Source organism: Paraburkholderia sp. (assembly GCF_026225065.1).
Taxonomy (GTDB): Bacteria; Pseudomonadota; Gammaproteobacteria; order Burkholderiales; family Burkholderiaceae; genus Paraburkholderia.
Map to the genome: position 1 here is coordinate 22,106 of NZ_JAMFSB010000284.1, position 8,585 is coordinate 30,690.

Genomic DNA, 8,585 nt, shown 5'->3' on the forward strand with positions numbered 1-8,585 from the left:
TCGGCCTACGGGCGGACTTCCAGATCCGCCGTACGTCGCTCTGCGGCGACGTAATCGTTCATCCTGCGCGCGGTCCAGTTCAGTGAGCGCTCATCGCGCTCGAGGCGGGCAAATTCAGCCCGGCCCCGATCGGTCAGCACAGCAATGTCGACCGGCGCATGAAAACCCGGAGCGGGTGCGACCGTGCGTTGCCGAACCGTCTCCATCAGGCCGAGCGCGCGAAGATATTCGAATACACCCGGGCGCCGGGCCCACGGGACCTGGCGGTATTGCGCCCGCCGCAGCGCTTCAAGAACTGCTTCGTTGGAATACGTGGTCATCTCACTTCTTTCTTAAAGTGCAGCCCATGACACATCTTTGCGCAGCACATCACCGCGCCACCAGTGACGCGCGTAGCACCCACCCATGGCAGGGAGCGCATCGCAAGGGCGATGCCACCGTCTCCCGCCAGGCGCCACCTGTTATTTCATGTTTTGGGGTCCCCGATCGAACCACGTGTTAGCGTCCTTTTCACGTGCCTATGATGCGACCTAGGTGGCGCGATAGCGGCAGGCGTGAATGTCCCCAAAAACCATACGTTACCCCATTTAAATTGATTCTATTCACTTTATTGGCGCTTTTTTTTGCAGCAATTCTGCTAACGCGGCGAGCGCGCGTCCCGCTCGCATTGGCCGTTATGGCCCTCTTCTGGCTGTTTGCAGCGGGCTGGCTAGCAGCGCCGCTGCTCGACTGGGCGCAACGCAATCCCCAACCCCCGACGCCACCAAAGTACGGCACACACACGGTGATTGTCATGCTGGGCAGCGGCACATACTATGACGACGATCATAAACTGGTCCCGAAGCGCGACGCATTGGCGCGGATCGCGGCGAGCGCCGAGATCTATTCGGCATGCAAACGAACCGGCGCACTCTGCGAAGTCATCATCAGCGGCGGCAATCCGCAGCAACACGAGGCATCGGAAGCCGATACCTACCTGCCCTACCTGCTGCAAAAGCAGGTACCGCGTGCAGACGTCGTCCTGGAAAACCGCAGTCTCACGACCTACGAGAACGCCCGTGACGTCGCCGCTGTCCTGCAGACGCTGCACTACGATTCGCTGATCCTGGTCACGTCCGCATTTCAGATGCCGCGCGCCCTGCTCGACTTCCATCGCTTCGGACTCACACCTGAACCCGTCATATCCAACACGCGCCACGTACGCGTCGGGCTGCTGCCGCGCTATGAGAATTTCGTCAATGCGGAGATTGCACTGCATGAACTGGTCGGCATTGCGCAGTTTCATGTGTACCGGTGGCTTGGATGGTTCTGAGCGCGACGCTCGTCGTGCGCGCAGCGGTCGCCACGGATCTGTACTTCACGCATTTAGTTAGTTATACATATTTATTTTCGAAGAGCCCCGGGAACTGCCTCGATAGGCGCCGCTAGCGTACACCGTTGAGACCGCGCAGCTTCTTCCGATACCGTCAGGCTTAGGCTTCGCGACGCGGCAATAACGCCCGCAGCCTATCGTCGTTCATCTCGGAAATACGCCGCAAACGTAAGTAAATGTAACTATTTGTCAAAACTGTTACAAAGCTTCGGTTGGAGCGGATATTGCTCGCTAGAATGCATTGTCCTTCCTGATCGGACAGGCAGTACCTAGCCACAACCACTCTACGGAGGTAACGATGAAGAAAGTGTCCCTGGCGATCCTGGTTTCTCTCTCGGCCCTGACGGGCGCAGCGTATGCACAGACCGACAACGGCGTCACGATGAGCACCGATCCGGCCAAGGCCGCCGACGTCGAACAACGTGCCCAAGATTTGCAATCCCAGCAACAAGCTGCGGAAAGCCAGCATTCTTCCATGCCGGCCATGCATCACAAGATGGAACACAAGAAGGCGCCGCATCATATGAAAGCGGCAAAGCCCGACGCGGCCAGCCAATAATTGCAGCTGACACGCACCCGACCGATTGGCTGCCCTGCGCAGTCGCTCCGCGAAAGGTCAGAAAGCCGAAGCCGGTTATGCCAGCTTCGGCTTTTTGTTGTCTGACGCGCGCAGACGGTATGCTAAAGTCGCGCACCGAAGAATCACCCCCAACCCGTGCGCACCCTGGTGCGGAGGACAGAATGAGCAACATCCAGCTTGACATCGAATGGACCGAAGCGGCTTCCCGCAAAATCGAAAAACTGATGCCGCGTGGCGGTCAGGAAGCGTATCTTGCGCTGCCGCCGGTTGAATGTTTGCCGATGGAGGGCGACGTGCTGTTCCTCGGCCCCGATGGCAAACAGCAACCGTTTATTGTCGCGGAACGCCAGTATCACCATGATGGCGACGCGGACTGGACCATCATCCTGATTCTCGACGTGCCGCAGTCGACGCACTAAGCGTCGCAGACAAACGGCGGGCGCGCCGCGCGCAATCGTTCTTCGTCGCCCGGTTTCGCCATCGGGATTGCCGCAACGCGATTTCGCCGCGCTGAGCCCGGTTTAGCGAAAGAGCAGGCCGCCTGCCGCCTCGCCCCCCCAAGCAGCCTGGCTGCACCGCGTTGCAACTGCAAACGTCTGCACAAAGGCCTGAAATCCGGCGTCGATGAGAGACCCGACCTCGACTTTGGCGGGCGGCCTCCCCACCCCCGTGCTACCGTTATTCCCATGCGTAGACAGCTTTGCGCGTGTGTGATAACCCGTACATTCACGCCAGGTTCGAACTGCTAGACTGTTTTTCGACCTATTAGTCGGAGGCCAGCGTGGCTGGAATCGAGCTCCGTCTCTTCGGGCAGCGTCTTCGCCCTGCCAACGCCACGGCCCAGTTCCGGCGCGGCGCAGGACTTCGTTGTGCCGCATCGCACGTCTGAGACCACGCCACCATGCCCACCGTCGAAGAACTGACGCTGACCGGACTTCTGCCCCATCTGGTGCGCGACGAGACCGGCTGGACCGCCACATGGCGGGCACTTACGCTGCACAGCGTGTTTCAGCCCGTACTCTCGATCACCCATCAACGCATTGTTGGCTATGAAGCGCTGTTGCGGGCCTTCGACCCGGTCGGGCTGCCCGTCACACCCGATGTGCTGTTTTCGGGTACACGCTCGGCGAGCGAGGCACGCGAACTGGACCGGATCTGCCGTTGCCTGCACGTGGCCAACTTCATGGAGCAGAACGTCCCGGTGGGCTGGCTGTTCCTCAACACGCGGCCTCAGGTGTTCGAAACCGGCTGGCCGCAACGTGCCTTTATCGACGAACTGTCTGCGCACTTCGGACTGCCTCAGGAACGCATCGTCATCGAGGTGCTAGAGCAGCCGGCCGACGATGAATCGGCGGTGGCCAGCATGCTGACCGCCTCTCAACCGCGCGATTTCCTGATTGCCATCGACGACTTCGGCACCGGCTTTTCGAACTTCGACCGGGTGTGGCGCTTCCGCCCCGACATCGTCAAGCTCGACCGTTCGCTGGTGGCCCGCGCAGGCAAACGCCAGGGCGAGGAATCGCTGATCGGCCATCTGATCGCCATGCTGCATCAATCGGGCACGCTGGTGCTGGCCGAAGGCGTCGAGACCGACGATGAGCTAATGATCCTGATGCAGGCCGACGTGGACTTCGTCCAGGGATTCTGGCTAGGCCAGCCGATGGGCTCCGTGCAGGCCGCTTGCGAGCGCGTGCCCGCGCTGATCGACTCGATGTGGCGCAAGTTCGCCGACTACGAACGCAAGTACGCGCGTCATCAGCGTCTTGGCTTCGAAGGATTCGCAGAGGCGGTTCTGGCTGCGGCGGGCAGCTTTGCCGCGAACGGCGATCTGGCGCAGGCTGCCCAGTTCGTCTTTTCGATTCCGGAGGCGCGCCGGGTGTTCGTCACGGACGCACAAGGCGAGCAAACCTCTCCGTCCATCTCTGCGCCTTCGGTGCCACCGCCGCCCGAACGGCTCGCGCCGCTATTGGCGACGACGCGCAGCAACTGGTCTCGCCGGGCCTACTTCAAGCACGCGCTGGCCGCGCCTGGCCGGGTTGCCATGATGGGTCCGCACTACTCGCTGATCGACGGAGAAGATTGTTACACCGCAGCCGTCACGCTCGAGCACAATGGCCAGACAACGATCCTATGCGTCGATTTCATCCCCGCAGCCCGCACCGCGCCCAGCACGCGCAAGCGTTGAGCTAACCCCATTCACTCGTCAATGCGCCCGCGGCCGGACTTGATCTCGCTGCGCTGAGCCTTGGTCTCGAGCCGGCGCCGGTTTGACGCCCGTGTGGGCCGCGTTGCGACACGCGGGGTACGGGTGACGCTGACGCTCTGAATCAGCTCGTCGAGCCGCGCCAGTGCCGACGCACGATTCATCTCCTGGGTGCGATACTCCTGCGCCTTGATGACGACGACCCCGTCTCGCGTCAACCTGCGATCCGACAGCGCAAGAAGCCGCATCTTCAGGACGTCGGGCAACGACGACGCGCGCACATCGAAGCGCAGATGTATCGCACTCGACACCTTGTTGACGTTCTGCCCACCGGCCCCTTGCGCGCGCACGGCGGTCAGCTCGATTTCATTGGGCGGGATCGGGTAGCGAGATGTCATGGCATGGTATGGAGCAACGAACACGCAAGTGTACACATGCGCCCTGAGGCCGTCTTGCACGTCAAAACACGTATATCAAAACAAACAAAAGAGCTCCCGGATAGCGAGCCAACTCCACCAAAGCCCCGCCATGGGCAAGCCGGCCCAATGCAGAAAAACGATTGCCGCCTGCGCCTGCCTCGCCGATACTCGCACCCATCGCTTACGACTTAAATCAGTATGAAACTGCGCCCCGCTTTCCTGCTCGACCTGGCGGTCAACCTGTTGCTGCCATGGCTCGCGTACCGGCTCGCGGCGCCCCATTGGGGCGAGACCGACGGCCTGATCGCTTCGGCTGTGCCGCCGGTGATCTGGAGCCTCGTCGAACTGGCGCGCTTTCGGCGCGTCGACGCCCTCAGCGTGATCGTGCTGCTCGGCATTGTGCTGTCAATCGGCGCAATGGCGCTGGGCGGCAGCCCGCGCATGCTGCTGTTGCGCGAGTCGCTGGTGTCCGGCGCGGTCGGTGTGGCGTTCCTGCTCTCGCTGCCGATGCCCCGGCCGCTGATCTTCTACCTCGCACGTGCCACAGTGGCGCGCGAAATGGCCGGTGGCGGCGCACGCATCGACGCGCTGTGGAACGAGCGGCCCGCCTTCGCCTCCTCGATGCGCATGATGACCGCCGTATGGGGCGTGGGCCTCACCGGCGAAACAGCCATACGCTCATGGATGGCCTGGACCTGGCCGATCGAACGCTTCCTGGTAGTCTCGCCGTTCATCGGCTACGGTATCTACGGCGGCCTGCTGGCGTGGACGCTGTGGTATCGCAAAAAATTACGCGACCGCGCCGGCGGCGACGTGCAAGCGACCAGCATGCTCGGCTAGGCAGCACCGGGCACGCTAGCCCCGATCTTTGAGAGACAGCATAACAAACGCATCCACGCGACGAAACCTGGCCTAACGGACGAGGTCAGTTGAGTTCTAAAATCAGTTAGACTCAACGTCGGTTTAGGGCTTCCCTGCAGCCTCATTTTTGTCGTGGTACGCAAACTCCAGGCAGTCGATGCGCTATTCGGTCGAGATCAAAAAATTCCTATATAGCCAGTACTTTTATGGCGGCCTGCGGATCGCGGTCGGCGTGTCGTTACCGGCCATCGTCTGCCTGCTTCTATTTCATAACCAGGAGCTAGGCTTCACGATCGCCACCGGTGCGCTCGGCGCGTGCGTGGTCGATATGCCAGGGCCGCTCAAGTACAAGCACAACGAAATGCTCGCGTGCAGCGTGATCGGCTTTCTGTCCGCGCTCGCTACCGGCATCGCCACCGTCAACCCGGTGGCCCTGTGGTGCACCGTGGTGCCGCTGACCTTCGTGCTGTCGCTGATCGTCGTGTACGGCAACCGCTGGCCGCAGATCAGCTTCGCCACGCTCTTCATGATGATCATGACGCTTGAAGAGCACTTCACGCCGCTACAGGCGCTCGTCAATGCGGCGTGGATCCTGGCGGGCGGCCTCTGGTACACCTACTGGTCCACGTTCGTAAGCCGCTGGCAACTGCACCGAATCGAACAGCAGGCGCTCGCCGAAAGCGTGTTCGCCTGCGCGGACTACCTGCTCGCGCGCTCCGACTTTTACGACCTCGATAACGACCTCGACGACTGCTACCGCAATCTGGTCGCCCGGCAGATCGCCGCGGTCGAACGTCAGGACGCGGCCCGCGACATCGTGCTGCGCAATCTGCCCAAGCTCAAGAGCGGCAAGCTCGAACCGCGCCGCGCCATGCTCTTCAACCTGTTCATCAATACGGTGGATCTGCACGAGCTGTTCGTGGGCGCACATACCGACTACCCGATGGTGCGCAATACGTTCGGCGGCTCGGACATGCTCACCTTCTACCGCGACCTGATCCGCAAGGCCGCCTCCGATCTCGAAGAGATCGGCCTTGCCGTGCTGCAGAACCACCCGCCGCGCAGCCGCATCAATGTGAAGGCCGAATTGCGCGCCATCGAGTTCGAGATCGAACTGATGCGCAAGCACGATATGCCGGTCAAAAATCCCGAGGCCTATTCGGCGGTCTCGGCTACGTTCAGGCGTCTGTGGAGCGCGACACGCCTGATCGACAAGATGCGCCAGAGCCTCTCCAGCGAGGCGCGCACCACAGAAACCGAACTGCGTCTGGACCAGGCGCTGTCGCGCTTCGTATCGAGCCGACGGGTGCCGTTCGGACAGATCTTCTCGAACCTGACCATGGCATCGCCGAGCTTTCGTCACGCGTTGCGCGTGACGATTGCGGTGGCCATTGGTTTCTGGCTCGGGCGGCTGTTGCCGCTCACCAACGCGTACTGGATCGTGATGACCACCGTCATCATCCTGAAGCCCGGCTATTCGCTAACCAAGCAGCGCAACGGGCAGAGGATTATCGGCACGCTGATCGGCTGCGCGGCGAGCATCGCGCTGATGATGTTCGTCAAGAGTCCGCACATTCTGCTCGTCGTGATGTTCGCCTCGATGGTGATGAGCTACAGCCTGCTGCTGTTCAACTACACCGCAAGCGTGGTGTTCACCTCGGCGTACGTGCTGTTGATGTTCCATCTGCTCGCGCCGGGCAGCATGCGGATTATCGGCGAACGGGCTATCGATACCGTGGTCGGCTGTGCGATCGCGATTGCCGCCAGCCATCTGTTCCCCTACTGGGAATACCGGCTGATGGGCAAGCTCGTCAACAGCATGATTGCCGCCACCCGGCAGTATCTCGAAGCGAGCTGGTGGTGGAGCGGCAAGCCCACCACGGTCGCCACCGAGGTGGTGACGGAAGCCGGTGCGCGCGCGCCGGCCGCGGCAATGGCGGATCCGTCGGCGGTTGCCGGGGCAGCCAGCTTTGGTGCAGCGGGATTCGCTGGCGCCAACTTTGGCGGAGCGAAGCTCGCTGCGGTTGGTGCGAACGGCAGTGGCGCAACAAGCACGGCGCCTGCGGCCGCTGCCGTGGCTCCAGCGGCCACGTCCGCTGCTTCCGCCGCAGCCGTCGCGCTCGAACGCGACTACCGCTACCGTCTTGCCCGCAAAAACGTGCACGTGGCGTTCGCCAACCTGGGGCAGGCGTTCCAGCGCATGATGCTCGAGCCGAAGACGGCGCAAAAGTTCGTTCCCGAACTGAATGACCTGCTAGTGCGCAGTCACGTGCTGGCCTCGCAGATCACGGCAGCAGCGCCATTGTTGCGCACCTCGGCGCAGCAGCCGGAAAGTGTCTCCCTGCAGCCGCTACAACGCGTACTAAGCGTGGTCCGGGACAATCTTACGGAAGCCGAGGCGGGCACCGCGCCGCCGGCGAATCAGGCCGACCTGACCAAACAGCTCGCGCGCGATCTCGATGAGATGGTGATCGAGGCCGAGAAATCGGCAGACTATCCGGCGGAGGCCGTGCATGAGCTGAAACTGCTGTCGCATCAATGCAAGCAGATGCTCACGGCAGCCAATCTGATCCGTAGGGATGCCAGCGTAATCCGTCTGCCGGATGCATAGGCCGTATAGGCCAGCGACCGAAGTGGCACGCTGGTTGTGATCTCACACAGCGAAAGCGAAGCGCAGGCGCTAGCGAAACCGCCACGGCGTCACGCAGCGCGTCACTGCGATGCGCTGCTCGCGCCGGTAGCTGCCGCCGCGGCCGAGGCGACGCTGGGCGTCACGGCGTTTTCACGCTCGAATTCGCGCTTTCCACTGATCGCGTTGTACAAAAGCGTCCCAATCACCACCAGGACTGCGATCACGATAAACACGGCGATGCCAAAGGTCGGGTTCTTCTTGCGCGGTTCGTTCATGGGGAAGCTCGACTCTCGGGTAATGAATGTCCAGGAAGCCTGGCATTCTACGCCCACCCAGCTTGCGCGGGGCTTGCGGAGTACGCCCGCGCCAACAAGAGTCGAGGTTTTTGCACAATGACGCAATAGCGAATGTGGCCCCTGTCACTACCTTTCGCGCACACCACCTCTCCTCTCGAATATCGGGCTCGACACCGCGTCATAGGACACCGTCACCGTGTCGAGCGCCGCAAGAAAATCCCG

At 61.9% G+C, this 8,585-nt stretch carries 9 protein-coding genes; 6 read left to right on the forward strand and 3 right to left on the reverse strand.

What is annotated here, in order from left to right; translation table 11 throughout:
- Positions 1 to 5: 5 nt before the first annotated feature.
- Positions 6 to 320, reverse strand: coding sequence for a hypothetical protein (locus M0954_RS20170; RefSeq protein ID WP_074264994.1), 315 nt, complete (start codon positions 318 to 320; stop codon positions 6 to 8).
- A gap of 356 nt (positions 321 to 676) precedes the next feature.
- Between M0954_RS20170 and M0954_RS20175 the strand changes: the two genes are divergently transcribed.
- The 4 genes from M0954_RS20175 (at position 677) to M0954_RS20190 (ending at position 4,137) form a co-directional block, all read left to right on the forward strand.
- Entirely contained in the window at positions 677 to 1,312 is a 636-nt protein-coding gene (locus M0954_RS20175; RefSeq protein WP_297355120.1) for a YdcF family protein, read from the forward strand.
- Positions 1,313 to 1,670: 358 nt separating this feature from the next.
- Positions 1,671 to 1,931, forward strand: a complete 261-nt coding sequence (locus M0954_RS20180) for a hypothetical protein (protein WP_122154405.1) — start codon at positions 1,671 to 1,673, stop codon at positions 1,929 to 1,931.
- A gap of 182 nt (positions 1,932 to 2,113) precedes the next feature.
- A complete protein-coding gene (locus tag M0954_RS20185) occupies positions 2,114 to 2,371 on the forward strand; it encodes a DNA-binding protein (RefSeq protein ID WP_074264996.1) in 258 nt (85 codons plus the stop codon).
- A 482-nt stretch (positions 2,372 to 2,853) separates the two neighbouring features.
- On the forward strand, positions 2,854 to 4,137 hold the full coding sequence (locus M0954_RS20190) for an EAL domain-containing protein (protein WP_297355123.1): 1,284 nt from the start codon (positions 2,854 to 2,856) through the stop codon (positions 4,135 to 4,137).
- Positions 4,138 to 4,148: 11 nt separating this feature from the next.
- Here M0954_RS20190 and arfB read toward each other — a convergent pair whose 3' ends face one another.
- Positions 4,149 to 4,553 (reverse strand): alternative ribosome rescue aminoacyl-tRNA hydrolase ArfB, encoded by a 405-nt coding sequence (arfB, locus tag M0954_RS20195; RefSeq protein ID WP_122154403.1) that lies wholly within the window; start codon positions 4,551 to 4,553, stop codon positions 4,149 to 4,151.
- Positions 4,554 to 4,772: 219 nt separating this feature from the next.
- Here arfB and M0954_RS20200 point away from each other — a divergent pair, with 219 nt between their 5' ends.
- Complete coding sequence (locus M0954_RS20200; RefSeq protein WP_122154402.1) at positions 4,773 to 5,414, forward strand: VC0807 family protein; 642 nt, start codon at positions 4,773 to 4,775, stop codon at positions 5,412 to 5,414.
- A gap of 178 nt (positions 5,415 to 5,592) precedes the next feature.
- A complete protein-coding gene (locus tag M0954_RS20205) occupies positions 5,593 to 8,046 on the forward strand; it encodes an FUSC family membrane protein (RefSeq protein ID WP_297355125.1) in 2,454 nt (817 codons plus the stop codon).
- A 101-nt stretch (positions 8,047 to 8,147) separates the two neighbouring features.
- Here the strand turns inward: M0954_RS20205 and M0954_RS20210 are convergent, their stop codons facing one another.
- On the reverse strand, positions 8,148 to 8,342 hold the full coding sequence (locus tag M0954_RS20210) for a hypothetical protein (RefSeq protein WP_122154400.1): 195 nt from the start codon (positions 8,340 to 8,342) through the stop codon (positions 8,148 to 8,150).
- Positions 8,343 to 8,585 lie beyond the last annotated feature (243 nt).

Bases quoted from the DNA above. Each gene is read 5' to 3' on its own strand.
- M0954_RS20205 (WP_297355125.1), top strand. From the start codon at position 5,593: ATGCGCTATTCGGTCGAGATCAAAAAATTCCTATATAGCCAGTACTTT.
- M0954_RS20180 (WP_122154405.1), top strand. From the start codon at position 1,671: ATGAAGAAAGTGTCCCTGGCGATCCTGGTTTCTCTCTCGGCCCTGACG.
- M0954_RS20185 (WP_074264996.1), top strand. From the start codon at position 2,114: ATGAGCAACATCCAGCTTGACATCGAATGGACCGAAGCGGCTTCCCGC.
- M0954_RS20170 (WP_074264994.1), bottom strand. From the start codon at position 320: ATGACCACGTATTCCAACGAAGCAGTTCTTGAAGCGCTGCGGCGGGCG.
- arfB (WP_122154403.1), bottom strand. From the start codon at position 4,553: ATGACATCTCGCTACCCGATCCCGCCCAATGAAATCGAGCTGACCGCC.
- M0954_RS20190 (WP_297355123.1), top strand. From the start codon at position 2,854: ATGCCCACCGTCGAAGAACTGACGCTGACCGGACTTCTGCCCCATCTG.
- M0954_RS20175 (WP_297355120.1), top strand. From the start codon at position 677: ATGGCCCTCTTCTGGCTGTTTGCAGCGGGCTGGCTAGCAGCGCCGCTG.
- M0954_RS20200 (WP_122154402.1), top strand. From the start codon at position 4,773: ATGAAACTGCGCCCCGCTTTCCTGCTCGACCTGGCGGTCAACCTGTTG.
- M0954_RS20210 (WP_122154400.1), bottom strand. From the start codon at position 8,342: ATGAACGAACCGCGCAAGAAGAACCCGACCTTTGGCATCGCCGTGTTT.